The organism is Thermoactinomyces daqus, assembly GCF_000763315.1.
GTDB classification, from domain to species: Bacteria; Bacillota; Bacilli; order Thermoactinomycetales; family Thermoactinomycetaceae; genus Thermoactinomyces_A; species Thermoactinomyces_A daqus.
Genome location: NZ_JPST01000014.1, coordinates 37,077 through 62,557, shown reverse-complemented (window position 1 = coordinate 62,557; position 25,481 = coordinate 37,077). Strand labels below are relative to the sequence as shown.

At 49.9% G+C, this 25,481-nt stretch carries 21 protein-coding genes, 1 pseudogene and 1 riboswitch; of the genes and pseudogenes, 18 read left to right on the top strand and 4 right to left on the bottom strand.

Translation table 11 applies throughout. The features are described 5' to 3' along the window. Window positions 1–9: 9 nt before the first annotated feature. From JG50_RS0106865 to JG50_RS0106850, 4 genes are all read left to right on the top strand, one after another. Window positions 10–756: an acyltransferase gene (locus tag JG50_RS0106865; RefSeq protein ID WP_033100374.1), complete on the top strand. Its 747-nt coding sequence runs from the start codon at window positions 10–12 to the stop codon at window positions 754–756. 34 nt (window positions 757–790) lie between these two features. Further along, entirely contained in the window at window positions 791–2,257 is a 1,467-nt protein-coding gene (locus tag JG50_RS0106860) for a lipopolysaccharide biosynthesis protein (protein ID WP_033100373.1), read from the top strand. A gap of 6 nt (window positions 2,258–2,263) precedes the next feature. Next, the gene (locus tag JG50_RS0106855) at window positions 2,264–3,649 is read left to right on the top strand and encodes an O-antigen ligase family protein (protein WP_152568510.1); all 1,386 of its coding nucleotides are present in this window, start codon (window positions 2,264–2,266) and stop codon (window positions 3,647–3,649) included. A 151-nt stretch (window positions 3,650–3,800) separates the two neighbouring features. Then, a complete protein-coding gene (locus JG50_RS0106850) occupies window positions 3,801–4,907 on the top strand; it encodes a glycosyltransferase family 4 protein (protein WP_160173825.1) in 1,107 nt (368 codons plus the stop codon). A 404-nt stretch (window positions 4,908–5,311) separates the two neighbouring features. On the opposite strand, the gene JG50_RS0106840 is transcribed toward JG50_RS0106850, so the two are convergent. Beyond that, window positions 5,312–6,211: an LCP family protein gene (locus JG50_RS0106840; RefSeq protein WP_033100370.1), complete on the bottom strand. Its 900-nt coding sequence runs from the start codon at window positions 6,209–6,211 to the stop codon at window positions 5,312–5,314. 295 nt (window positions 6,212–6,506) lie between these two features. Between JG50_RS0106840 and JG50_RS0106835 the strand changes: the two genes are divergently transcribed. The 7 genes and pseudogenes from JG50_RS0106835 to JG50_RS0106800 all read left to right on the top strand — a co-directional run bounded on the left by JG50_RS0106835 (window position 6,507) and on the right by JG50_RS0106800 (window position 13,715). Then, window positions 6,507–8,147: an acetolactate synthase large subunit gene (locus JG50_RS0106835; protein ID WP_033100369.1), complete on the top strand. Its 1,641-nt coding sequence runs from the start codon at window positions 6,507–6,509 to the stop codon at window positions 8,145–8,147. Next, window positions 8,144–8,469 (top strand): annotated as a pseudogene (locus tag JG50_RS20970) (aldehyde dehydrogenase family protein); the annotation flags it as partial. The gene JG50_RS0106835 and the pseudogene JG50_RS20970, both read left to right, overlap by 4 nt. Before the next feature lie 295 nt (window positions 8,470–8,764). Next, window positions 8,765–9,703 carry an SDR family oxidoreductase gene (locus tag JG50_RS0106820; protein WP_033100366.1) on the top strand — a complete coding sequence of 313 codons (939 nt, stop codon included), beginning with the start codon at window positions 8,765–8,767 and terminating at the stop codon, window positions 9,701–9,703. Window positions 9,704–9,924: 221 nt separating this feature from the next. Further along, entirely contained in the window at window positions 9,925–10,569 is a 645-nt protein-coding gene (locus tag JG50_RS0106815) for a sugar transferase (protein ID WP_033100365.1), read from the top strand. A 534-nt stretch (window positions 10,570–11,103) separates the two neighbouring features. Then, window positions 11,104–11,213, top strand: a riboswitch (SAM riboswitch). A 78-nt stretch (window positions 11,214–11,291) separates the two neighbouring features. Then, window positions 11,292–12,242: a methionine ABC transporter ATP-binding protein gene (locus JG50_RS0106810; RefSeq protein WP_033100364.1), complete on the top strand. Its 951-nt coding sequence runs from the start codon at window positions 11,292–11,294 to the stop codon at window positions 12,240–12,242. 6 nt (window positions 12,243–12,248) lie between these two features. Then, the gene (locus JG50_RS0106805) at window positions 12,249–12,902 is read left to right on the top strand and encodes a methionine ABC transporter permease (protein WP_033100363.1); all 654 of its coding nucleotides are present in this window, start codon (window positions 12,249–12,251) and stop codon (window positions 12,900–12,902) included. A gap of 15 nt (window positions 12,903–12,917) precedes the next feature. After that, window positions 12,918–13,715, top strand: a complete 798-nt coding sequence (locus JG50_RS0106800; protein WP_152568508.1) for a MetQ/NlpA family ABC transporter substrate-binding protein — start codon at window positions 12,918–12,920, stop codon at window positions 13,713–13,715. 27 nt (window positions 13,716–13,742) lie between these two features. Here JG50_RS0106800 and JG50_RS0106795 read toward each other — a convergent pair whose 3' ends face one another. The 3 genes from JG50_RS0106795 to JG50_RS0106785 all read right to left on the bottom strand — a co-directional run bounded on the left by JG50_RS0106795 (window position 13,743) and on the right by JG50_RS0106785 (window position 16,842). Further along, window positions 13,743–14,387: a YigZ family protein gene (locus JG50_RS0106795; protein ID WP_033100361.1), complete on the bottom strand. Its 645-nt coding sequence runs from the start codon at window positions 14,385–14,387 to the stop codon at window positions 13,743–13,745. Window positions 14,388–14,452: 65 nt separating this feature from the next. Continuing rightward, a complete protein-coding gene (locus tag JG50_RS0106790) occupies window positions 14,453–15,502 on the bottom strand; it encodes an LCP family protein (protein WP_033100360.1) in 1,050 nt (349 codons plus the stop codon). A 269-nt stretch (window positions 15,503–15,771) separates the two neighbouring features. Beyond that, window positions 15,772–16,842 (bottom strand): LCP family protein, encoded by a 1,071-nt coding sequence (locus tag JG50_RS0106785; RefSeq protein WP_052154085.1) that lies wholly within the window; start codon window positions 16,840–16,842, stop codon window positions 15,772–15,774. A 392-nt stretch (window positions 16,843–17,234) separates the two neighbouring features. Between JG50_RS0106785 and JG50_RS18745 the strand changes: the two genes are divergently transcribed. The 7 genes from JG50_RS18745 to JG50_RS0106745 all read left to right on the top strand — a co-directional run bounded on the left by JG50_RS18745 (window position 17,235) and on the right by JG50_RS0106745 (window position 25,027). Continuing rightward, a complete protein-coding gene (locus JG50_RS18745; RefSeq protein WP_160173824.1) occupies window positions 17,235–19,358 on the top strand; it encodes a S8 family peptidase in 2,124 nt (707 codons plus the stop codon). A gap of 206 nt (window positions 19,359–19,564) precedes the next feature. Continuing rightward, entirely contained in the window at window positions 19,565–20,764 is a 1,200-nt protein-coding gene (gene metK, locus JG50_RS0106775) for a methionine adenosyltransferase (RefSeq protein ID WP_033100359.1), read from the top strand. Window positions 20,765–20,947: 183 nt separating this feature from the next. After that, window positions 20,948–21,688, top strand: a complete 741-nt coding sequence (locus JG50_RS0106765) for a response regulator transcription factor (RefSeq protein ID WP_052154083.1) — start codon at window positions 20,948–20,950, stop codon at window positions 21,686–21,688. Window positions 21,689–21,768: 80 nt separating this feature from the next. Further along, window positions 21,769–22,197: a hypothetical protein gene (locus JG50_RS0106760; RefSeq protein WP_033100357.1), complete on the top strand. Its 429-nt coding sequence runs from the start codon at window positions 21,769–21,771 to the stop codon at window positions 22,195–22,197. Between the two features lie 185 nt (window positions 22,198–22,382). After that, window positions 22,383–23,945 carry a DEAD/DEAH box helicase gene (locus JG50_RS0106755; protein WP_052154082.1) on the top strand — a complete coding sequence of 521 codons (1,563 nt, stop codon included), beginning with the start codon at window positions 22,383–22,385 and terminating at the stop codon, window positions 23,943–23,945. Further along, a complete protein-coding gene (locus tag JG50_RS0106750; protein WP_052154081.1) occupies window positions 23,926–24,669 on the top strand; it encodes a ComF family protein in 744 nt (247 codons plus the stop codon). Before JG50_RS0106755 ends, JG50_RS0106750 begins: the two co-directional genes overlap by 20 nt. A gap of 82 nt (window positions 24,670–24,751) precedes the next feature. Then, on the top strand, window positions 24,752–25,027 hold the full coding sequence (locus JG50_RS0106745) for an HU family DNA-binding protein (RefSeq protein WP_033100356.1): 276 nt from the start codon (window positions 24,752–24,754) through the stop codon (window positions 25,025–25,027). The last annotated feature ends 454 nt before the right edge of the window (window positions 25,028–25,481 follow it).

The window sequence follows — 25,481 nt, the reverse complement described above, 5'->3', positions numbered from 1 at the left end:
GGTTTTTCCATGAAAAACTTTGTGCATGAGTCAGTCAAGATGGGGACAGGTGTCTCCATCGGCTTCTTTTCCGTCGTAGAAGAAGGAGTCGTGTTGGGCGATAACGTGACCATTGGCAATAATGTAACCATTCATGCAGGAACTGTGATCGGATCAAACGTATATATTTCAGATAACTGCGTGTTGGGGCGCTGGCCTCGTCCGGCCAAGAGTTCCACGGTAAAAGTGGATGCCGATCTGCCGCCGCTCACCATCGGCGACGGAACGACGATCGGGGCCAATACCGTCCTTTACCGGGGGAGCACGTTTGGCAAAGAGGTTATGATCGGCGATCAGGCCTCTGTCCGTGAAAAATGCACAATCGGTGACCGTGTGGTTATCGGGCGTGGAGTGGCCGTGGAAAATCAAGTGGAAATCGGTTCTTTCACCAAAATTCAGACGAATGCTTACATCACTGCCTATACGACCCTGGAAGAGCGCGTCTTCATCGCGCCAACCGTGACCACAACCAACGATAACTTTATGGGACGGACCAAAGAGCGGTTTAAATTCGTTAAGGGCCCGCTGGTGAAACGGGGAGCCCGCGTGGGAGGCGGTTCCATTCTGTTGCCGGGTGTAACCGTGGCGGAGGAAAGTTTTATTGCTGCCGGTGCTTTGGTTCACCGCGATACGGAAACGGCCAAAGTTTATGTCGGGGTGCCTGCACGTGTTTTGCGTGAAGTGCCGGATCGCGAAAAATTGGAAAATCAGGATTAACCACCACACCTCATATACGGAAAAGGTGTAGCGTATGAAACAATATATAAAGAGATTATTCTCCGATTCTGCCGCTTTTGCCATCGCAACCATGGGGAACAAGCTGGTTTCGGCCATGCTTGGCCCCGTCTTTATCGCCTACCTGAGCATGGGGAAATACGCTGACTGGGGACAGACCAATGTCGTGACCATGGTGCTCCAGTACGTCTGCATTCTGGGTACAGATGCCGCGATGGCTTTTTATTTTTATGATGCCAAGACGGTAGAAGACCGCCGAATCTATTTTACCAATGCACTTCTTTTCAGTGCCGGAACCTGTATCGTTTTCACCCTGCTCGTTTACTTGTTTGGCGGGCCTTTGACAGACGCACTTTATGCGAATAGTGAAAATTATACCTATTTGCTGCCGGTTGCTTTCCTTGCGACAGTTGGCGCTATTGTGATTCAGCATATTTTGGGGTATGCCCGGTACAGCCGCCGGGTCTGGACCTTTAACATCTTTAGTATGGCCTATGTGATCGGTTCTAATCTCCTGAGCATTTTATTTTTGGCCTATTTTCACGACGGGGTCATGGGGATCTTTTACGGACAGTTGATCGGTCAAGTAGGTGTGGCTCTCATTTTGCTCTATCTGTTCCGAGGGGAATTTCACCTGAAAATCTCACGCCGGCACTTATCGGATCTGATTCGTTACGGAGCCCCGCTCCTTCCGACCTTGCTGGCGTTTTGGGCGATGAGTTCCGTTTCCAGACCGATCATCTACCATTTGGCTTCGCCGGAACACGCCGCCATTTATGAAGCGGTGATGCGGCTCGCCAGCATTATTGTGTTGATCACCTCTCCGTTTCAGCTGGCATGGCGGCCTTTTTCCATGTCGATCAAAGATCGTGAAGATGCTCCGGAGCTGTTCGCCCTGGTCGGCCGGGCTCTGCTTGTGGTCGGAACGCTCGCGGTCATGATCTTAACCTTTTTTATCCAATGGATCTACGGCCTTTACACCGTCGGAAAACACGGTTATGGTATGGGATATATTTATGTTTGGGCTGTTTCACTCGGCACTTTTTTCAACGTCTTGCAAAACGTGTTCGGTGTCGGTTTGATGATCAAAAAGAAAACCAAAGTGATTTCCTATGGTTTTATGATTGCAGCTGTTGTTTATTTGGTGGGTAATCTGATCCTGGTGCCGATCTTCAATATCTGGGGTTCGGTTTCCATGACCGTATTGGCTTACTTGATCGTCATCGTTTGGGTGTACTATCAAAACCAAAAGGTATATCCTATCAACTTCCGGTTTCGCTCGATTGCCATCTATCTCGCAGTCTTCTTTATCTCCATGATCGGCATTACTTATGTGCAAGCCAACCATCTGGAAAACGCATGGCTCTATTATTTGCTGGCACTGGGAGTGACGATGGGCACTGTGTTTGCAACCGGGCTGTTTTCCATTCGTTCACTGAATCGAATCGGTCGGGCATTGCCTAAACTAGGTGGAAAAGGGTGAGAGTTGGTGAGTGAGCTGTTGTTTCCTAGACAGAAGCGTTTAGAAACATTGTTTTATCTCATGATTGTTTTTGCGCTGCTGGGACCCTCCTTTGGCGTCCCGGTGGCGGACTTTCGTTTGACATTTTTCCGCGTTGCCTTTGTTCTGCTGGCGGCTGGCTTCGTTTTGCGCCTGGTGGGACAAAAACAACTGGCGGCTTCACATATGATGCCGGTTCGCTGGTATGTGACATTTTTCGCGTTTTGGTTTCTTTACGGTGTTGTCAGCCTGGCATGGGTGATGAATTATGGCTATGCTGTCCGTTATCTCAGTTATTTGGTGTTTATGATGCCGCTGTCCCTTGCCTTTCCTTATTTTATCGATACGGAGCAGAAATTCTGGAAGACGAGCCGCATCCTGTTTTGGGTCTTTGCTTCGATCGTTTTCTTCGGGGTATTTGAATCGATCACGCTGCTCCATCTTCCGACCTCGGCTGTGTTTGGCAAAGCCTCGGCAAGTGTGACTACGGTGTTCAGGAATCAAAATGATTTTGCCAGCTGCATTACGATTGCCCTTCCGTTTTTGATCTCGGCACTCTATATGCTGAACTTGAAACGAAAGCACAAATGGTTTATCTATATCACCGGGATCCTGGCCTTGTACGATTTGATGGCTACGGGATCGCGCAGCAACACTTCCTTTGCCCTGCCGCTCGCATCCCTTGTCCTGGTGGTGGGCCTCACCTTTGTCATGGAACGCAAGCGTATCACCAAAAAGAACCTGGCCACGGCATTGATTGCCATCATCGCCGCGGTGATTACGGTCAATGTGCTGAGCCAGTTGTTTTTAAGCCCAGAGGCACGGGAGCAGGCGAAGACGAAACTGTCCAGCACGTTTGGCTTCATCATGGACGTCCAGCATTCGGACTGGAGCCTGGACGACGGGAGCGATGATGTGGTCAAAGGGGAAACGGGTGAAAGTGCCACTGTCCGCAAATATCTTATCCTGAACGGGTTGAGATTCCTGCAAGAGTCCCATTATATGGGTGTCGGTGCCGGTAACGTCGAGGCTTGGATGGATAAATACGGCGTAAAAGTAAACAAAGTCAACATTCACAACTGGTGGGCGGAAATCCTCGTCAATTTCGGCGTAATCGTGTTTGTTCTCTATATGGCGCTCTATGTCTGGATGTTGTGGCGTTTGTGGAAATTGGCCAGCCTGAAACACTCACCGTCATTAAGCCCGGTAATGCGCTGGGGCGCGTACTCCTGTCTGGCTTCGTTGACCGGTTTTTTCTTCGGGGCAATGGCGCCGAGCACATGTATCGGTTTCACTCCGATGTGGGTGATTTATGGATTAAGTTTGGCGGTGATTGTTGTCGGGGAGAATCAAAAGGCCGCGAAAACCCAATAAATGTTTAATGGATACGGCTATCAAGAATAGCCGTTTTTTATTGACAAACTTAAGAAAATATCAAGATTGCTATGTTGGGCGGGATTATTATTTTGTAATATGGAGACAGATACTTTTAGGTCGTTTTGTCACAGTGAAAGGAGAAGCGTTTGTGGCGGCAAAAGTCATGATTTTCAGTTCGGTTCATCCCTACGATGATTCGCGCATTTTTCACAAACAGGCGAAATCATTGGCGAAAGAAGGATATCAGGTAGAACTTCATGCCGTCGCTGATTTTGCGGAAAAGGTGATCGATGGTGTACGGATCTTCGGCGTCAAACGGGTGAATAAAAAATGGAAACGGCTGACGTGCGGTTTTACTCTGTTTCGAAGGGCACTCAAAAGCGGAGCGGATCTGTTTCACTTTCATGATCCCGAATTGCTTCCGTGGGGAGTGCTGCTCACCTGGATCACCGGTTGCCCCGTGATCTACGATTCGCATGAGGACCTGCCCAAACAGATTCACACCAAACCATGGATTCCGCAAAAAATCCGCGGTCCTTTATCCCGTCTGGTGCATAAGGTCGAAAAAGGCCTGGCCAAAAAACTGGCCGCTGTCGTCACGGCAACCGATTCGATTCGCGATCAATTCAAAACGGCAAAAAACGTGACAGTCATTAAAAACTATCCTTTGCCCATGCCGAAGCTCGACAAGCGGGAAGATGAGGTCAACCGGATTTTGTATGTGGGGGGAATCTCCTATTTACGCGGCTATAAGGAGATGATTCAGATGATGGATCATCTGCCTGAAGAGCTGCAGGCAGAACTCCATCTGATCGGCCCTCTGCAGCATATTGCTCCGGAAGACCAGAATCAGGAGGAATTGGCGCAAAAGCGAATCTATTTGCATGGACGGATTTCATTTGCTGAAGTTCAGGAGTGGCTGGCCAGGGGGAAAGTGGGGCTGGTTTGCCTCCACCCGGTTGAAAATTACCGTGAATCCTTGCCGATCAAGATGTTTGAGTATATGGCGGCCGGCTTGCCCCTCGTCGCAACCGATTTTCCCCTGTGGCGCGAAATTGTCGAAACCAGTCACTGCGGCTTTATCGCTGACGCTCTCGATCCCAAGGATATTGCTGAGAAAGTCACCAAGCTCCTGACGGATGATTCGTTGCGCCAACAGATGGGGGCTGACGGAAGACGGGCGCACGAAGAGATTTATAACTGGCATGTGGAAGAAAAGAAACTCCTTGCGCTGTACAAACAATTATTGAGCTGAAGAAACCCCGGTCATCATCGGTCGATGGCTGGGGCTTTTTTGTTGTGCGCTGCAGATAAAAAAACTGATTGCCAGGTTTGTGCGGCCGGAGCGACGAAAGTCCCTCCGGACAATGGTGGTGACCAGCGGTGCGCCGATGCCGAGCACTGCTTTCATGACGGGGCCTTTACCTGTTTTGAAGCCCCAGTAACAGAATCGGCCAGCGCGCAAATCTCCAAGATGAACCGCAAGGCGGCCTTTACCTGTTTGATTGCGGACATAAGTTGTGCCACTCCGTGTGTAAATATTTCGCTTACATAACGGATGAAACCAATCCGTTTGGCGAGCCTTTCTTTTATGAGAGAATTATCCGGAGTTTTCAAAAAGGATGCTTTCGGACCAAAGCATCCTTTTTGCATTTTGTGTCACTCGGTGTATTCCAATTGTTTGGCCAAAATATCGTGAACGCGCCGCACTTCCTGCTGGCTGATCTTAAAGTAATATACCCCGTTGATCATTGCGTCTTCTCCCCGGAAAGTGACGGTCTTGATCCGGTTTCCGGAGATTCCCGCATACAGGTTTTGCAGCTTGATCCACTCGATGGGAGGGATGTCCGTTTTGATATTGTCGCCCAATTTTTCCATGACGTTATCCAGCTTGGTCAGTGAACCCCAATTGGTTCCTTTTTGAAGGATGGCCCGGATCAATTCCTGCTGCCTTTTGATACGTCCAAAATCCCCGTTCGGGTCCGCTTTTCGCATGCGCACAAAGGTCAGCGCCTGATTGCCGTTCAGGTGCATCGGCCCTTTGGTGAAATGAACTCCTTCATATGTAAAGTCAAAGGGCACTTCTACATCCACCCCGCCCAGTTCATCGACAATTTCCTTTAATCCCTGCATATTGATTTTGACATACGCGTCAATCGGTAAATCGAGAAAATTTTCCACGGTGAGCCGGGTCAGCCGGGCACCTCCGTAGGCATAACTGTGGTTGATTTTCGTTTTTTCTTCCCTTCCCGGGATTTTTACCAAAGTATCGCGCGGGATATTGGTCAGAATCGCTGTTTTCGTTTGGGGATTAATGGCAGCGATCATAATCGTGTCCGATCTTCCGATGTCTCCTTTCCGTTCATCGACGCCCAGAAGCAAGATCGAAACCGGATCATTTGTCAAGGAGACGGCTTCTTGCCTTTTATTCGATTTGATGCGCGTCGAAGGATCATAGGCTCGTCCCATCGCCAGCCAGATCTGATAGGCATAATAGGCAAAAGCGATGACCATGGCGAAAATCAGGACGGAAAGAATGCGCAAAAATCGTCTTTTCAATGTGTTTTCCCCTCACTTGTCCAGATTGTGGCGGCAACGAAGACCGCGCTCATTTTCCATAACCCCACGATCCCACCGGCTGATTGGTTCTGTGCCGATGGCGTTTTATGGCGCCTCTCTTATCGTTATTTTCAATAAATTGAATTTATTTACAGATGGCTTTTTGCATTATAACAAATATTCAGCCAATGATCGAGGATGATTTTTGGAACCTGCATTGAATCCGATCCTGTGTTTTCCGGAAAGCGGCTTCGGAAACAACTAGTAAGAAAGACATCCCAAAGAGGTGTTGGCAATGAATATTGCGGAGGAAATGGTTCAGTCTCTGGAGGAAAAAGGGGTTCGCTATCTGTTTGGCGTTCCCGGGGAAGAAAATATTGATTTTCTGGAAGCGGTACGGAACTCCTCCATTCAATTTATCTTGACCAGACATGAACAAACCGCAGCGATGATGGCAGCGATGGTTGGCCGGTTAACGGGGATTCCCGGTGTTTGCCTGTCCACATTGGGGCCGGGGGCGGCCAACCTGGCGACAGGGGTGGCGACTGCCAATGCTGACGGTCTCCCTTTGATCGCGATTGCCGGGCAGGCGGAGACGAACCGACTGCATCATCCTTCCCACCAAATGGTGGATTTGCCTGAGTTTTTCCGCCCGATTACGAAGTGGAGCACGACGATTCGCCACTCGTCCGCGCCGCGGGAAACCATTGAGAAAGCATTCAACCTGGCCATGAGCGAGAGGCCGGGTGCCGTGTTTATTGAACTGCCGGAAGATCTGGCCGTAAAAGAAGGTGACAGCGTTACCGGGATTGCAAGTGCCCTGGGCAGGGTGGAAGCCGCGGAAATTGACATGAAACGGGCGGCAGAGCAAATCAATGCGGCTGAGATGCCGCTCATTTTAGCCGGAGCGGGCACTCTTCGCGGAAAGGCGAGCCGGGAAGTAGCGGCTTTATCGGAGAAGCTGTGTGCTTCTGTCCTGGAAACGTTTATGGGAAAAGGAGCGGTGTCATGGAGGCTGGACACGCATCTGGCCGCCGCCGGGACATGGGGGCGCGATTGGGCCGATGAAGCGATTGACAAAGCTGATCTCGTGCTGGCCATCGGCTATGATTATATCGAATATTCGCCTGTTCGCTGGAATAAGGAACGCAAACAGGTGGTTCATATCAACTGGCAAGAAGCGGAAGTGGATGCCCATTATCCGGTTGTTGCCAGCCTGATCGGAGATCTGTCATGCAATTTGGCACGCTTGACGGAGCTGGTAAGGGAGCGAACGGCCTTACCGGCTCCGTTTGCCGAGTTGCGGAGGAAAATTCGCCAAGAGTGGGAAGAGGCCGGACAGGACACGGCTTTTCCGCTAAAACCGTCCAAAATATTATATGACCTGCGCGCCGCGATGAATGACGATGATCTCGTTGTATGCGACGTCGGGGCGCACAAGGTCTGGCTCGGGCGGATGTTTCCCGTGTTTGCCCCTGATACGTGTTTCATATCCAACGGACTGGCAACGATGGGGGTTGCGCTTCCCGGGGCGATCGCAGCCAAATTGGTGAAGCCGGAGCGCCGGGTGGTGGCCGTTTGCGGCGACGGCGGATTCCTGATGAATGTGCAAGAGCTGGAGACCGCCGCCCGGCTAAAACTGCCGCTGGTGATTCTGCTGTGGAGAGACGGAGGTTACGGCTTGATCGAGTGGAAGCAGTTGGAAAAGTTCCGCCATTCTCACCATGTGACGTTTGGCAATCCCGATTTTGTCCATTTGGCGCGTTCCTTCGGAATAGAGGGCTGTCGGGTGGAGAAAGGGGAAGAGTTGCGTCCCCTGCTGGAGAAAGCTCTTCATGCGGAAGGGCCCGTTCTGATTGATTGTCCGGTCGATTACAGGGAGAATCTTAAGTTGGAAGAGAAAATCAGATTCGGTTGCGGAGATGAGACAAGATGAGGGAATTCGGATTATTTATCGAAGGCAAATGGGTGTCCGCGAAGTCCAACGCTTTGTTTGATCTGACCGGTCCGGCGACGGGGGAGGTGGCGGGCCGGGTGGTGGATGCCGCTCCCGAGGATGTGAAAAAAGCGACAATGACGCGGCTAATTTTCTTCTGTGGTATAGCGAAGAAGCAAAACGCATTTATGGAGAAACCATTTTGGCCTCCCATCCCCGCAAGCGCCTGTTTGTGATCAAGCACCCGGTCGGAGTTGTCGTGGCAATCACCCCGTGGAATTTCCCGGCGGCGATGATCACTTGCAAGCTTGGCCCGGCGCTGAAGGAGGCCGGCAGGGCCTTGAGGAGCATTTGGGAACGAAATACATCTCCGTCGGGGGAATTTGAGATTATGAACTTGAATATCGGAAAAGGGGAGCAAAAGACTGACCGTTTGCCGGCGGTTGGTCTTTTTTGCGTCCGGGCGAATGGCTGTTGACAGAATTGTAAAGCTTCTATTTATAAGCTCCCTTTGCTTATTATTTGTCCAGTTGGTAAGATTATTTACAGACAAAGGGAGTGTTTTCCGCTTTGTCGAGGGAGAAAAACCAACCTAATTGGAGAGGGGTTTATTGTCGATGAAGGTGTTAGTGACCGGCGGTGCCGGTTTTATCGGTTCGCATATTGTTGATCAGTTAGTGGAAAAAGGGGATCAAGTGGTTATTGTTGACAACATCTCCTCCGGAAGAAAAGAAAATATAAATGAAAAAGCCCGCTTTTACCAAATAGATATCACCGATTCCGATCTGTTGAATGTGTTTGAGCGCGAACGGCCCGAAGCGGTCATCCATCAGGCGGCGCAAATCCATGTTCATACCTCGGTGAAAGAGCCGATGTTTGATGCAACCGTGAACATTTTGGGAACCATTAATCTGCTTGAAGCCTGCCGCAAAACCGGTGTCAAAAAAGTGGTTTATGCTTCCTCGGCAGCGATTTACGGAAATCCCGAATACCTGCCCATCGATGAAAAGCACCCGGTCGCTCCGTTGTCCGGCTACGGCGTGTCGAAATATACACCCGAGCACTACTTCGCGATTTACCGTCAACTTTACGGATTGAATTACACGATTTTGCGCTACGCCAACGTGTACGGCTTGCGACAGGACCCGCGCGGGGAAGGCGGCGTTATCTCCATCCTGGTGGATAAATATCTGCGCCGTGAATCGTTCACTGTTTTTGGTGACGGGGAGCAGACCCGCGATTACATTTACGTGGGAGATGTGGCTCGAGCCAATATTATGGCCCTGTCACAAGGAGATGGTGAAGTGTTCAATGTGGGCACGGGTGTCAGCACATCGCTTAATGAAGTGGTAAAGCGCTTTAATGAGATCGCTGGGTATGAAAACAAGGTGGAATACGGCCCCGAACGGGAGGGGGATATCAAGCACAGCTATTTCAACAATGGAAAAATTCGCCGGGTACTCGGCTGGCAGCCGGAAGTGACACTTGAGGAAGGATTGCGTAAAACCTACGAATATTACCAGGATATCTACCGTAAAATGGACAAAGAAATGTAGAAACTAAAGAGGAATCCGGAGGACACAATTTCGCAACAAGCGGCCCGAAATCCATTCTTTTTTAACAAATCGGCTATTGTTTTTCAGGGCCATCTACAGTATACTTGGTTACAGTAATCGTTGAAACATTACTGTAATGTTACTGTCATTTTTGTAAACTTAACTTACGGACATAAGGGAACTGACCTTTGATCACTATACACAGCAGGAGTGGATAGCGGATGCGTTCAAAAATGGCCTATGAGAGCAATTCGCGCGCGTTTTCGGGCAAAGTTTCCACCTCTTCTTCACTGTACCCCGCTTTTAAGCGCGGTTTTGAGGTTTTCTTTTCGATTGCCCTGTTGATTTTCACGTTACCCGTATTGCTTTTGACCATGATCGCGATCAAGCTGGAATCGCCGGGCCCGGTTTTTTATAAACAAGAGCGTGTAGGGCTTAATGGAAAGACGTTTTACATTATCAAGCTGCGTTCGATGCGGACGGATGCGGAGAAAAACGGGCCGCAATGGGCAGCCAAAAATGACCCGCGCGTAACCCGGGTAGGCAAATTTATCCGCAAGACGCGGATCGACGAGATTCCTCAGTTGATCAATATTTTGCGCGGCGATATGAGCTTGATTGGTCCGCGTCCGGAGCGCCCTGTCTTTACCGAGCAGTTTGCCGAGGAAATTCCCGGATTTAAAAAGCGTTTGCTGGTGAAGCCCGGTTTGACGGGATGGGCGCAGGTAAACGGTGGATATGAGGCTACCCCTGCTGAAAAGTTTGAGATGGATATGTATTACATTCAACATCAGTCTTTCAAAATCGATATGCAAATCCTGTTGCGTACCGTCTGGGTTGTACTTTCCGGTAACGGAGCGCGTTAGGCCAAAAACGGGTGCCAGTCAGGGGCAACCCGTTTTGCGTTTATATTGAACATGAATGATAATTGTCTCTATTTTAAGCATCAGGTGCACCAGCGGCGTTTAAAAACAGAGCCGCAAGCAGTAATAAATCAACAGCCATAACGGGATGCTCAAACAGGAAGCATTCAATATTCCGATCCAAAAGGCTTTGCCGACAACCAGAGTTGTTTCCATGTCGGGCACCTCCATTTAACGGAAGGATGTATCTATATTATACGCCACGAACATGAGGGCTAGTGAGAAAATGGCGTTTTGTTAACGAAATGTAATGTCAGAGTAACAGTTGAGATATGAATGAAAACAGTTATGTTGATTCGATTACCATGCGCGGATCAAATTCATTATTCTGTTTTATGGATCAGGTCCATTGCACCCGCTTGTCCGTTGTTTTCCTGATTTTAGGTAAAGATAAAATAATTTTATTTATTGACTAATAATGTTCTGTGTGATAATTTATATTTCAGTTTGATGATACAATGAAATCAACGCGAATTTCTCTTATCGAGAGAGGGTTAGGGAACAGGCCCGATGACCCCTCGGCAACCATCTGTCCCCGGACAGAAAGGTGCCAATTCCTGCAGGGCAATTGCCCTGGCAGATGAGAGAAGGCGATAACGGCGTTTATCCCCTTTCTGCATCTGCGTGGAAAGGGGTTTTTTAGTGTGATTAAAGGTGGTGAAAAAATGATCGAGATCAATAATGTGATAAAAGAATATCCGGCACGTGGCAAAGGGGCGGCCGTAACCGCTCTTCAGGGAGTTTCCCTCAAAATCGAACGGGGCGATATTTTTGGGATTGTCGGTTACAGCGGAGCCGGGAAGAGTACATTGCTGCGCCTGATCAACGGTCTGGAAACCCCGACGAGCGGAGAAGTCATCGTCGATGGCAAGAATATTTCCGCGTTGAAAACAAAAGAGCTGCGTCAGGCGCGCCAAAAGATCGGCATGATTTTTCAGCACTTCCATTTGCTCTGGTCGCGTACGGTAAGGGATAATGTCGCCTTTCCGCTTGAAATCGCCGGAGTGCCCAAGCAGAAGATCGATGAGAAGGTAAATCACCTGCTTGAACGGGTGGGTTTGGCTGACCGGGCGAATGCCTATCCGTCCCAATTGAGCGGGGGACAGAAGCAACGGGTGGGGATCGCGCGTGCGCTGGCCAATGATCCGGATGTCCTGTTATGTGATGAGGCAACATCGGCTCTTGACCCTGAGACCACGGCTTCGATTTTGCAGTTGCTCAAGGAGATTCACAAGGATACCGGGATTACCCTTGTTCTGATTACCCATGAGATGAGTGTGGTCCGTGCAATCTGCAACAAAATGGCCGTCATGGAAAGTGGCAGAGTGGTGGAGACCGGAGCGGTGGAGCAAATTTTTCAGTCGCCGTCCCATCCATTGACCCGGCAATTTATTTACGGTGTGGGCACAAGCGAAGAGCAGGCAGTCAAAGAAGGCGGCAGAACCCTGTTCGTTTCCTTGGACAAGTTGCCGCAACTGGCGCAAATCGCCAAAGACCGCGGTCTTACCTGCCAGGTGACCGGTGAAGTCAGCGAAGCGGAAGAGAGCATTCAGGTCACACTGTCCGGGGAGAACAAAGAGGTGGAAGAAGCGGTAAATTTGCTTAACCGGAGGTGACAATTTATGGAACAAATAGCCTGGGATCAAGTTTGGCAAGCTACAAATGAGACGTTGTACATGGTCGGGATCTCTACCTTGTTCACTTTTTTGCTGGGAATTCCGCTGGGTGTGCTTCTGGTGGTGACCGATCGCGGTTATTTTTGTGAGAATCGCTTTGTGCAACGAGTGCTGGGGCTCGTGGTAAACATTTTTCGCGCGGTTCCCTTTATCGTCCTCGTTCTTTTCTTATTCCCGGTTGCACAATTTTTGATCGGAACCACTTTGGGACCTACCGCGGCCACCATCCCGCTGATTGCAGGAGCTGCTCCTTTTTATGCACGCATGGTCGAAACTGCGATTCGCGAAATTGACAAAGGCGTGATCGAAGCGGCGCAAGCGATGGGAGCCAGCCGTTTGACGATCATTTGCAAAGTGTTGCTTCCTGAAAGTCTGCCAGCCATTGTTTCCGGCTTGACCGTTACCTGTGTCTCTTTGGTCAGTTTTTCGGCAATGGCCGGGATCGTTGGCGGCGGCGGACTGGGAGATGCCGCTTACCGTTACGGTTTTCAGGGATTCAATAACGGCATGTTGTATTCTTGCGGTCTCATTCTTGTTGTCATGGTGCAAATCATTCAAGTGATTGGCGATGCGATTGCGCGTTATCTGGATAAAAGATAAGGGGTGTGCTAGTTGATGAAAAGATTGTTTTCGGTGTTTCTTGCGGCTGTCCTTTCTCTGGTCGGGCTGACAGCCTGCTCGCAGCAGCAAGAATCGTCCAATACGTTAACCGTTGGTGCCAGCGCCGTTCCCCATGCGGAGATTCTGGAGCACGTAAAACCGATTTTGGCCAAGGAAGGCGTAAATTTGAACATCAAAGTGTTCCAGGATTATGTCCTGCCAAATAAAGCAGTGGAAGAAGGCGATTTGGACGCCAACTATTTCCAGCACATCGTCTGGATGGACACGACCAACCAAGAGAAGGGTTATCATCTGGTCAAAGTCGTCGGGGTTCACATTGAGCCGATGGGGGCATATTCCCATAAGATTAAAAATATTAAAGAGCTGAAAGACGGAGCCACCGTCGCCATTCCGAACGGAACCAGCGAAGTTACCCGCGCACTGCTCCTGTTGGAGAAAAACGGCCTGATCAAATTGGACAATGACAAAGGGGTAAAAACAGTAAACAATATTGTTTCCAACCCCAAAAAGCTGCAATTCAAACCGTTGGAACCGGCAATGCTGCCCCGCGTGATCGATGATGTCGACTTGGATGTAATCAATACGAACTATGCCTTGCAAGCCCATCTGAATCCGACGAAAGACGCCTTGATCATTGAAGGCAAGGATTCCCCGTATGTGAATGTGCTGGCTGTGAAGAAAGGGAAAGAAAACGACCCGCGCATTCAAAAGCTGGCGAAAGCCCTCACTTCGCCTGACACCAAAAAGTTTATTGAGCAAAAATATAAAGGTGCCATCATCCCGGCATTTTAAAGTCTGAGTAACAGAAGAAAGACGCTCTCACTTCTCGTGGGGGCGTCTTTCTTCGCGTTCTTTAAATTCTTGTTTTCCCAGGACGATCTTTGCCTGGCCGTGTGTCCAATCGGTCACTTTTGCAATCAACTGCTGTTCTTCGCCTGCAGGTGTCCAGACGGGCCAGGTGACCACGTCGGTAAATTGCGGCGTTTCCAGCAGATATCCCGTTTTGTGCAGTTCGTGTTCCATCTTTCCCATAAAGGAGTAATCAAAGGTGAGCAGAACTTCCTGGTGCATGATGCGTTCGATGATTCCTGCCGCCTCGATCGCCGCGGCCGCTCCCTGGCTGTAGGCGCGAATCAGTCCGCCGGCCCCCAGCTTGATGCCGCCAAAATATCGGGTGACGACAATGGCCGTGTAGAGGAGGTCTTTGGCATGGATCACTTCCAATATGGGCCGTCCTGCCGTTCCCGCCGGTTCTCCGTCATCGGACGATTTTTGTTGAAGCTCAGTGACCAGATAAGCGTAGCAATTATGGGTGGCATCCCAGTGCTGTTTGGATATGTCATGAATGAATTGAACTGCTTCTTCTTCCGATTCCACCCTTTTCGCCCGGCAGATAAAGCGTGATTTTTGAATGATGATTTCCGTTTCGCCAAAAGATCCAATGGTGCGATATTTTTGGTTCATTTTGTTCACTACCTTCCATAATTTATTATAAAGAGAAAAATGGCCATAAAAAAGAGTGGCGGGTTTTATTTGCCGCCACTTTCTTCCGTACCGTTCACCCCTGTATGGGAGCCTTCAGAGTCAATTGCCGCATTTCCGTCCGGTTCGGGATGAAAATTCAATTGGTCTTGCAAGATCGTGATCACGCGTTGCCGTTCGGATGAATGCAAAATGTCGACATCCCCCACACCGGGAATCCGGTCAAAAGTGACTTTCATTTCAACCGTTTCGATGTTCTCCTTGGGGATTGTCCGATACAGGTTGATCAGGCCCGGGATGTCCGACAGATTGAAACTCATTTCAAAATTGTTCCCGACCGCCTTCATCACATCACCAAAATTTAATAAACCATTGGTGCTGGCAATTTGATCGATCAAGGTTGCGATCACTTCCCGCTGCCGTTCATTACGCCCCAAATCGCCCCGCGGGTCCTGATGCCGCATACGGACGTAGGCAAGAGCCTCCGCGCCGTTTAAATGATGTTTCCCTGGTTCAAAGTAAACCATCTTTCCGCCGATGGCCCGCTGGTGAAAAGGAAATTTCACATTCACGTCCACCCCGCCGAGGGCATCAACAATGTTTTCAAACCCTTGAAAATTGATCTTGGCATAGGAATCGACCGGAACCTGCAACAGGTTTTCGATTGCTTCTCTCGTGTTTTCGACCGGCCCCACTTTTGTGCCGTAGGCTGCAGACCAGTTGATTTTGCCTTTCATGCCATTGGTGTTGGGGATGGTAACGTACAAATCCCGTGGGATGCTTACCACCTTTACGGACTTATTCTCGGGATTGACGGCGGCCAGGATGAGCACATCGGTGCGCCAGTCCTTGGAGTGCCCCCGCTGGTCGGTGCCGATCAGCAGAACGGTGAACGGATCTTTTTTCATCTCCACCTGTTTTGTCCGCATATCGGATTTGGGCAACTTTTTTCCGCTGTTGGCCGCCAGTGCCCCCCACATCTGCCAGGCAACACTGAATCCCAAAGCGACGCAGACAAGTATGACAATAGAGAGAAGTGTAAGAAAAATACGTTTCCCTTTCTTTTTTTTGACAGGAGACTTTATCTGGTCAGCCATTTCTTTTCCCACCCTGTCTGAGAAGCGAAGTATGAATCCGCATAATATAGATCATTCTATATTATTTATTCGAAAGGTGGCCGGATTTTATATAACTTTTTTCAAAATAAAATGTTTCAGTTCGATAAAAGCTTGTAATCCGGAAATGATCCGTCTGCGTGGGGGGGAGCGAAATCAGGATGGGAGGGGGCTTCGCTGACCGGTCATCAGGAATCCGGCCTACAACATACGTTCACGAAAACACAAATTTACAAGCAAAAAGCGACAGCTCAATAGCTATCGCTTTCACCGGTTGATTGACCGTTTGACTGATTGGAATCATCGGTGCCAACTCCGGCTCCGGTGGTACCGCCGGGTTGCGGTTTGATTCCCAGTTGCTCAGACATTATTTTATTGATGCGATCCCGTTCGGCCTGGTTCAGGATATCCACATCACCGACACCGGGGATTTTTTCAAACGTTACATTTGCCTGCAGCGTTTCAATGTTTTGTTGGGGAATGCTACGGTACAGTTCGATCAGGGCAGGGATATCGGTGGCCTGGAAACTCATTTCAAAGTTATTGCCGACTGCCTTCATCACATCGCCGAAATTGAACACGCCTTCTGCACTGGCCATCTTGTTGATCAGTGCGGAAATAACTTCCCGCTGCCGTTCATTTCGTCCCAGATCGCCTTTGGGGTCCTGATGGCGCATCCGGACGTACGCGAGCGCTTCGGAGCCGTTTAAATGGTGTTCTCCAGGTTCAAAGTAAACCATTTTCCCGCCAATGGCTGCCTGGTGAAACGGAAACTTCACATTGACGTCAACCCCGTTGAGAGCATCGACGATATCCTCAAATCCCTGGAAATTGATTCTGGCATAGTAGTCGACGGGAATGTGGAGAACGTGCTCGATCGCCAGGCGGATATTTTGCACCTGACCGACGCCCGATTTGTAACCATAGTAAGGAGCAGCATTGATTTTGGTTTTGACTCCGCCGGAATTGGGAATCTCAGTATAGACATCCCGGGGGATGCTGACCAGTTTGATCGACTTCGTTTTGGGATTGACCGCGGCGAGAATCAGGACATCGGAGCGCCAGTTTGCTGTGTGTCCTCTCTGGTCTGTCCCGATCAGCAACACGGTAAACGGGGCTTTTTGAAACTCAACTTGGGACTTCCGCAAGTCCGATTTGCTCAATTTTTTGCCGCTGTTGGCAAACGCGCCCCAAATCTGCGTGCCGAAGTATGCACCGACACCTAAAATAAGAAGAATAAAGACTGTAAGAATACGAAAAGTCCACTTCTTTTTTCGCTTTTTCCGCACGCGATGAATGCGGCTTCTTTCTACTCTTTCCATTTTAATTCCTCACTTGCCGAAATTTTTTCATACGAACACATTTCACAATGGAAATGATAAAGACAAAGTTCACAGAGGGAAAAAGATTGGAAGAAATGCTTGTAAGGCTTGTAGTAAAACAGAGGTCTACGTTTTTTTATTTTATATAATAAATTCGTAAGTATCTATACATTTCTGCGTATTGTTTTCGAAAATAATAGAACAATTGGTGAGATGATATGCCTTTTATACGTGCTCTCCTAAGCATCCTTCTGATGGCAGGGTGCTTTTTCCTCCCTGTCACCCGTTACCCGGATTTTGGGAGAAGCCAAACTGAAAAAGTTTGGCAGGAAAACTGGATTGTTGCCTGGCAGCAGAAGGCAGATCCCGCATTTTGGCATCAGGCGGTTTTATTGCGGAAATTTGTGTTGGCAGGCAGTGAAATCGACTTGGTTCGTCCCAAAAAAGGCGTGGATGTGAACAGCTGGCACAATAGTTGGAGCGCTGCCGCCGACGTACGGTACATGCAGCGCGACCGATCTTATCAGCTGAATGAAGGAGGATTGGAAGGAAGAGAACGGGAATCGTCCTTGTCTTTCAGTTACCTGGAGCAAATTCGGGCGTCAGAAGCCTGGAGCAAAGTTCCACCCTCCTCCCCTTCAGACCGTCCGGTGATCGTGGCGGTCATCGATACCGGCGTCGATTTGCATCACCCCGACCTTTCTCCTTTGCTCGTGCCGGGAGTCAATATTCTCAACCGGCAGGAAGCGCCTCAGGATCACTTTGGGCACGGGACAGAAGTGGCCGGGGTGGTAGCGGCGACGTGGGGCGGACTGCGCCGGGAGGGAGCGGTCGGAGCGGGGAAAATCATGCCGATCAAGGTGATGGAGAACGGGAGCGACGGAGAAGTATATTATACAGTTGAGGGGATGGAAGCGGCCATTAAGCGGAAGGCGGATATCATCGTTCTGGCACAGGGCAGCTGGACCTATTCCAAGCTGATGGAAGAGGCGGTGCAGGATGCGGAGAAAAAAGGAGTGTTGGTCGTTGCTGCTGCCGGAAATGCAGAATCCGATCTTAATGGCAACACCGTCTACGATTCGCCTCTTTATTATCCGGCGGCATTTCCCACTGTTCTGGCAGTCGGTTCGGTCAAAAATAACGGGTTGCATGAACCGACCTCCAACCAGGGGGATGGTCTCGATTTGACTGCTCCCGGAAACCGGATTGCCACTACCCGGTTGGGCGGGGGCTTTACCACGGATTCCGGCACGTCATTTGCGGCTCCGCAAGCAGCGGGAGTGGCCGCTCTTCTCTGGCAGCGGCATCGGGATTACACTCCCGGGCAGATCCGGCAACTCCTTAAGCAAACGGCACAAAAGAAACCGGGGGAACCGCGATGGGACCGGCAAAAAGGGTTCGGGATTTTGGATGCTGCCCGGGCTCTTTCCGGCAAGCTGAAACGGGATCCCTATGAACCGAATGATGAGCGTCATCAGGCGATGTCCCTGTCCCTGGATCAGGAGATGGATGCCGTTCTGCGTCCGGGTGACCGGGACTGGTTCCGCCTGGAGTTGCCCTGTCCCGGAACGCTGGTGATTCATCTCAGGCAGAATCGCGGGCATTTTCAAAAAACAAGGTTGTTTGTTGAAAATCCGCAAGAAAAGGATGTCCGCTCCTATCAGTTGCAAGGGATGAACCAGTTGCGGGTACCGGTTGAGAGAAATGACGTCTTTCTGGGATTTTCCTCCCCGGCCGGCGATGTCCCTGTCTCGTACAGCTTTCAGGTAAATTTCATTCCGCGGGCGGATCGTTATGAACCAAATGACCGATTGGCCCAGGCGGCACAGTTGGCGCTTCCGGGGAAGCAGGAAGTCATCGAGGCAACTCTTCACAAGCAGGGGGATCAGGATTGGTACCGGCTACCCCTGCCCCGTTCCGGTGAAGCGGAAGTGAAAGTGGAACCGTTGACTCCGAGGTTTGACCCCGTATTGCTGCAAATGCCGCAAGACGATTGGCACAATTGGAAAATAGATCAACATGGAGCCGGTGAAGCGGAGAGCCTGCGGGTTCCCGGAGGGAAAGGAGATCTGCTGTTTTCCGTTTCCGACTACGGGGGGAATATCATCAGTGAACCTTATCATCTGGTGATAACGGTCCGGCCGGCAATCGGGGATGGAAAAGATCACTCCACTCCGGACAAAGCGGCTTTACTATCTTCGGCCAAGTGGGTGAAAGGGGCATTGGCAGGTGGCGGAATCCCGGACTGGTATGTTATAAGCAGCACCAGAGAAGAGACAGTCACCTTTCTCTATCAGGCGGATCAGCCGGTAAAAAGATTGGAATGGGCTGTTTATGATCACCATTTCTACGCTCTGTCCGGCGGGACCGTGACGCTGGCGAAAGGAGAGCGATTCAGCCAAACGCTGTCCCTCCCCTCCGGGCGGCATTATATCCGGGTGCGAACGGAAGAGGGTGGCCCGGTTCTCTACCAGATCCAACTCAAAAACAAAAAGTGGAAGAAAAACAGAAGGTGAATCCCCAAAGCAACAGTTGTAATTCCCTATTCTTTAGGTTATTCTATTGATGATGTAGAGACAGGTTCCCTTCACTTGGATAAAGCTTTATTCCAGGCTGGTTGACGGTCTGGCGGGGAGTTTCGAGGATGAACTGATAATCAAAAACCTTTCCTCGATGGGAAGGGTTTTTTATTGCGTCATTTTGCTAGCAAGGAGGAGAATGAATGGGAGAACAAAAACGCAGCCTGTTCACTTCAGAATCGGTTACGGTTGGTCATCCGGATAAAATCTGCGACCAGATTTCCGATGCCATTCTCGACGCCATTTTGGAAAAAGATCCGAATGCTCGCGTCGCTTGCGAAACTTCGGTCACTACCGGTTTGGTGCTTGTGTCGGGGGAAATTTCCACCCAATGCTATGTTGATATTCCGAAGATTGTGCGCCAAACGATTAAGGATATTGGCTATACCCGGGCAAAATACGGTTTCGACTCCGAAACCTGCGCCGTTTTGACCTCTATTGACGAACAATCGCCCGATATTGCAATGGGTGTAGATGTTGCATTGGAAAAACGCGAAGGTTCGATGACGGAAGATGAGATTGAAGCGATCGGCGCCGGGGACCAGGGACTCATGTTCGGGTTTGCTTGCAATGAGACACCGGAATTGATGCCGCTCCCGATCTCATTGGCCCATAAACTGGCACGCCGTCTCCATGAAGTGCGTGTCGACGGTACGCTGGAATACCTGCGTCCGGACGGAAAAACGCAGGTAACCGTTGAATATGAAGGAGATCAACCTGTACGCATCGATACGGTGGTTGTTTCCACCCAACACTCCGAACATGTCGCTTTGGAGCAAATCAAGAAAGATCTCATGGAACATGTGATTTTGCCGATTGTTCCCAAAGAGATGCTCGATGATAATACCAAGTACTTCATCAATCCGACCGGACGATTCGTCATTGGCGGTCCGCAGGGAGATGCCGGTTTGACCGGACGTAAGATCATCGTTGATACTTACGGAGGTTATGCCCGTCATGGAGGCGGTGCCTTCTCCGGCAAAGACCCGACCAAGGTTGACCGCTCAGGAGCCTATGCCGCCCGCTATGTAGCGAAAAACATCGTTGCTGCCGGACTCGCTGACAAGTGCGAAGTGCAGCTTGCTTACGCCATCGGGGTAGCCCGTCCCGTTTCCATCCGCATTGATACGTTTGGCACCGGGAAAGTAAGTGAAGACAAATTGGTCGAATTGACAGAGAAATTCTTTGATCTGCGCCCGGCCGGCATTATCCGCCAATTGGATTTGCGCCGCCCGATCTACCGTCAAACGGCTGCCTATGGTCACTTTGGCCGCACGGATGTCGATTTGCCGTGGGAACGCACGGATCTTGCCGACACCTTGAAAAAAGAAGCGGGGCTTTAAATTTTAGGGCTGAGAAACGAAATCTCAGCCCTTTTTCTTTTTTGATGACTTTTTCTGCCAAATTCCCCGTTCATTCTCTCTTTTTCCTTTCTTCTCGCCTTCTTTTTTGTTTCATAACTGTTTTGTTCGTGGTAAAATTTGAATAAGGGTGAATATTGCGAGAAAGGAGTGACCCCTTTGCCCATGAGGAAGCCGGAGACAGGCCACCTCGAAGGAAGTGAATTTTCAGGTACGGACATCCAACCGCTGATCCGGGTTTTACTGGCAGACCCCGACACCGAATACCGGGAGCAAATTAAAACAGCCATCAAGAGGACAAAGAATATGGTGATGGTGGGGGAGTGTACGGACGGAATTGATGTCCCGCTTCTTTGCGGATCGACCAAACCGCATGTTGCCGTCATCAATCTGTACCTTCCGCGGATCGACGGAGTGGAAGTAACGAACCGTCTTTGTCAAATGGCTCCTCAAACCAAGGTGTTAATCCTTTCTGAGCATGCTGACCCTTATGTTATTGAAACGATTCGTTCCGGCGCTGCCGGGTATATGTTAAAAGATATGAAAGTAGAGCCCATCATTGAAGCGATTCGCGTGATTGCACACGGGGGCGTGTATATTCACCCGATCATGATGGGAAGACTGGTGAACGAATTTCGAAGATTGAGCCGAATGGAAGGGAGTATTTGTTATCATTACGCTTTGACTCCTTCCATCCCGTGGCAAGAGGTTCTCACCTATCGGGAAATGGAAGTTTTACGATTAATGTCACAGGGTAAAAATAATCGAAGTATCAGTGAACATTTATTTATCAGCGAAAAAACTGTTAAGAACCATGTCAGTAATATTCTTTATAAACTGAATGTTCAAGATCGGACGCAGGCGGTTTTGCTCGCGATGAAGTGTGGATGGGTTCAATTGATTTGAAAAGAGCCTGTTATCAGTCGAGGTCTGTGTCACAGTCCCTACCTTTTTGGCATAAGATATAAAGAAGGAGGGGCAATACGATGGAACTTTGGGTTCTGTGGAGTGTAGCCCTTTATATTGTCATGTTTTATCTGGCAAAAAAGTTGTCCCATTATTTCGGTAATTATTATCACAACAAAGCCGTGCACTTGGTCATGATCACCAAAAACAGCCAGCATTCCGTCGAGTGGATGATTCGCTCTTACCATGTTTCCAACAAGTCAAAAAGGAAAAAAGCAGGCAAAATTACCTGCATCGACGTGGGCTCGACCGATGATACGCTGTTGATCCTCGAGCGGTTAAAACAGCGCTATCCCAATCTGGAGATCGTTCGCATCACCCCTGGTGAAGGAGCGGAAGAGCGAATCAAGGAATGGCTTGAGTCGAAGAGGAACAGTACGGAAAAATGGCTTGTGCTCGACCTGCGGGATTCGGATTCCTCACAGGATACGGAACGGAGTCTTGCCTGAAAAAAAGCCCCGGGGATGTGATCAGCCGTCCCTTGGGTTTTTTTCTTGATGTCCACTGGAAAAAAGAGGGATTTTTGATGAGGTTCTGTTTTTACCGATTGGAAGGAGAAGCCGATGGAAGGATGAGTATCGCGCCGTAAGTCGACTTTTTCCATTGGCAAGAGCAAGGAAAGCAAATCGCGGAAATGATTGAATCGTCATCGATTGGACAAGCATTTGCCGGGAACCGGGGAAGAAAGAACGCTTTCGGTCCGGCACTGCGGGAAGCGCCCATGATGGGAGAAGAAATGACCGCGGTGCGCGAACTGGCGGCAGAGATTCACCCGCTGCTGGCCGGAAGAGTGCTGCTGTGGGAAGAAGTGGAGCGCCTTCTTCGCAAATACGAAAAGTGGCCTGGCTCCTTCCTTATGCGCCGGGCCTTGCAATGGCTCAGCCTGTCGGGAATGGCGGACATCAGACCGGCTGTTCGCTCTGCGGGCCCGCCGGTCACCTGGAAGTGTGAACGGTGCGGATACCGGGGGCCGCTTCTCAGGCAAACTCCTTGTGCGATCTGTGGGGAAAGATGCGTCGTTTGCGAGCATTGCCTGTTGCTCGGTCGGGCGAGAACCTGCTTTCCGCTGTTTATCTTTTCTCCTCCGGACAATCGCACGTTTGCCGGTTCTGAAATCGCTTGCCGGACTGCTCCGCTGACAGAAGCCCAGGCCAAAACAGTGGAGAGAATCAGGGCGAACCTTAGCCAACACAGGCAGGTTCTGGTCTGGGCGGCCACCGGCAGCGGCAAGACGGAGATGATGATGACGATCGTGGCGGACTGGCTGAATCGGGGAAAAAAAGTGTTATGGGTTACTCCGCGCAAAGATGTGGTGTTGGAATTAAAGCCCCGTCTGGAAAAGGGATTTGCCGGCAGAAGGGTGATCGCTCTCTACGGCGGATCAGCCCAAACGCTGGAAACGGGTGAGTTGGTGATTGCCACGGCACACCAAGCCCTGCGCTTTTATCGGTCGTTTGAGCTTGCGGTGGTCGATGAAGTTGACGCATTCCCCCTCTATGGCAACAGGGCGTTGGAGGAGGGAATCGGACGGGCGCTTTCACCCGGGGCAAAGAAAATTTTGCTGACTGCCACTCCCCCGCCGGAATGGAAGGCGCTCGGGCGCAGAGAGATTTTACCGACAGTTTTGCTGCCGGTTCGCTACCACGGTTATCCTATGCCTGAACCGGCCTTGAAGCGGGAGTGGCGGCTTTGGCAGAAGATAAGCAAGAGGAAACCGATCCGTCCGCTTTCCGCCTTTTTGCGTCAGGTGGTGGAGCGGAAAGGACAAGCCTTTCTCTTCGTGCCGCGGGTGGAAGACGTCAGCCGGGTGTTGCGCTGGATGAAATGCTGTGAGCCGGACTTTTACCGAGAGGCCCGGGGTGTTTTCGCCGGCGATTTGCAGCGGGAACAGACGGTGCGCCATTTTCGGGAGGGCAAATGGCGGTTTCTGGTGACGACGACGATTTTGGAGAGGGGAGTGACGGTTCCCGCGATCCATGTTGCCGTCATCGGTGCAGATCATCCGGTGTTTACGGCGGCGGCGCTCGTTCAGATGGCGGGCAGAGCAGGAAGATCATCTTCCTACCAGGAGGGAGAAGTATGGTTTTTGACCGATGAAAAGACGGATGCCCAATTGCGGGCAAAAAGGGAGATTAAATGGTTAAATGATTGTGCGAAGAAAGAAGGATTTCTCAAAGATGGGGCGTATAATCTTTGAAGGAGTATGGTCGTCTCTCTTTTCCCAGCCTCCCACTTGCGAGTTTTGTACGGCATTCGTTCGCCGCCCGTCTCCGTTTGCTCCGGTGCGGGAGAGAATCTGTTCCACCTGTCTGGCGGGAGTTGAACTGATTTCCGGGCCGTTTTGCCCCGTTTGCGGGCGGAAGCAGGAGGCTGGTGCTGATCATCTTTGTCCCGATTGCCTGTGTCTTGCCGAAGAAGAGCGGATTGTAAACCGCAGTCCTGTGGTTTACAGCGGAAAGGCAAAAGAATGGGTGTCGTTGTTCAAATATCGGGGTAAAGAAAGTTTGGCGACACCGATGGGCCGGTGGATGGCAGAGGTGGTTCAAACCCATTTTGCTCATACGGGAATATCGGTGATCACCTTTGTTCCATTACATAAGGAGAAGAAAGCGGAACGCGGATTCAACCAGTCGGAACTTCTGGCCCGCGTGATCGGTGCAAGGCTTGGGTTGCCGGTTTTGCCTCTGCTGGGAAGAGAGAAAGATCTTGCTTCACAAAGCAGGCGCAATCGGCAGGAACGCCTGCTCGCTCTGAAAGGAGCATTTCAAATTGAAGGTGAAGGTTGTGAGAAATGCATACGGGACCGAACAGTTCTTATTGTTGATGATGTGTATACGACAGGCACAACGCTGAGGGAGTGTGCCAAACCGCTGCTGGTATCAGGAGCAAGCCGAGTTTACTCGGTCACGTTTGCTAGATAAAAAGAGTATAGAAAAGGAAAAACTCGTCAACACCAATAGATAGCATCCCTTTTAAGACTATCGGTTTGAAGGAGAGTTGAAAATGAATAAAACGGAATTGATAGAACGCGTTGCCGAGAGCACGGGCAAAACGAAAAAGGAAGCGGGAATTATCGTCGATTCGGTATTGCAGACGATCTCGGAAGCGCTTAGCAAAGGGGAAAAAGTAACCCTGATTGGCTTTGGAAACTTTGAAGTGCGCGAACGTGCTGCAAGAACCGGCCGCAACCCGCAGACCGGCGAGGAGATTGAGATCAAAGCCAGCAAAGTGCCCGCTTTTAAAGCCGGTAAACAGTTGAAAGACTTGGTGAACCAGTAAGATTCATCATTTGCTGAGGCCGCCGTTTTCGGAAGAAAACCGGAGACGGCGGTTTTTATTTGTGACTGTTTGATGAATTGCATTTAATACTGACATTGTTTTATAATAAATCTAAAACTTAATAATAGTTTGTACTCATATTTTTTGAAATTTAAGGTAATAAGAGAGAGGTTATGTGTACAAATCGGGATCATTCCCTTCCTTTAAGATGCGATATTACGGGATTGTAAAAAAGGGAGCATACAATTGCCGAAAGAGATCAAATTTAACGGCACTAATGACAAAATTTTCTAAAAATATTCCGGTTATTCTCCTTTGGCAAAGTAATTTTGCCTGGATCTGACGGATGAGGATGGGATCTCCTGAAATCTGGTAAATAAAAACGAATTGAATAAATATACATTTATACTTATAATAATTACATCATAATGAGAAATGATGATTTTTATTCCGG

Excerpts from the sequence above, each read along its gene's own strand:
- JG50_RS0106865 (WP_033100374.1), top strand. The coding sequence starts at position 10 with ATGAAAAACTTTGTGCATGAGTCAGTCAAGATGGGGACAGGTGTCTCC.
- JG50_RS0106860 (WP_033100373.1), top strand. The coding sequence starts at position 791 with ATGAAACAATATATAAAGAGATTATTCTCCGATTCTGCCGCTTTTGCC.
- JG50_RS0106835 (WP_033100369.1), top strand. The coding sequence starts at position 6,507 with ATGAATATTGCGGAGGAAATGGTTCAGTCTCTGGAGGAAAAAGGGGTT.
- JG50_RS0106820 (WP_033100366.1), top strand. The coding sequence starts at position 8,765 with ATGAAGGTGTTAGTGACCGGCGGTGCCGGTTTTATCGGTTCGCATATT.
- JG50_RS0106815 (WP_033100365.1), top strand. The coding sequence starts at position 9,925 with ATGCGTTCAAAAATGGCCTATGAGAGCAATTCGCGCGCGTTTTCGGGC.
- JG50_RS0106810 (WP_033100364.1), top strand. The coding sequence starts at position 11,292 with ATGATCGAGATCAATAATGTGATAAAAGAATATCCGGCACGTGGCAAA.
- JG50_RS0106805 (WP_033100363.1), top strand. The coding sequence starts at position 12,249 with ATGGAACAAATAGCCTGGGATCAAGTTTGGCAAGCTACAAATGAGACG.
- JG50_RS0106800 (WP_152568508.1), top strand. The coding sequence starts at position 12,918 with ATGAAAAGATTGTTTTCGGTGTTTCTTGCGGCTGTCCTTTCTCTGGTC.
- JG50_RS0106795 (WP_033100361.1), bottom strand. The coding sequence starts at position 14,387 with ATGAACCAAAAATATCGCACCATTGGATCTTTTGGCGAAACGGAAATC.
- JG50_RS0106790 (WP_033100360.1), bottom strand. The coding sequence starts at position 15,502 with ATGGCTGACCAGATAAAGTCTCCTGTCAAAAAAAAGAAAGGGAAACGT.
- JG50_RS0106785 (WP_052154085.1), bottom strand. The coding sequence starts at position 16,842 with ATGGAAAGAGTAGAAAGAAGCCGCATTCATCGCGTGCGGAAAAAGCGA.
- metK (WP_033100359.1), top strand. The coding sequence starts at position 19,565 with ATGGGAGAACAAAAACGCAGCCTGTTCACTTCAGAATCGGTTACGGTT.
- JG50_RS0106765 (WP_052154083.1), top strand. The coding sequence starts at position 20,948 with ATGAGGAAGCCGGAGACAGGCCACCTCGAAGGAAGTGAATTTTCAGGT.
- JG50_RS0106760 (WP_033100357.1), top strand. The coding sequence starts at position 21,769 with ATGGAACTTTGGGTTCTGTGGAGTGTAGCCCTTTATATTGTCATGTTT.
- JG50_RS0106755 (WP_052154082.1), top strand. The coding sequence starts at position 22,383 with ATGATTGAATCGTCATCGATTGGACAAGCATTTGCCGGGAACCGGGGA.
- JG50_RS0106750 (WP_052154081.1), top strand. The coding sequence starts at position 23,926 with ATGGGGCGTATAATCTTTGAAGGAGTATGGTCGTCTCTCTTTTCCCAG.
- JG50_RS0106745 (WP_033100356.1), top strand. The coding sequence starts at position 24,752 with ATGAATAAAACGGAATTGATAGAACGCGTTGCCGAGAGCACGGGCAAA.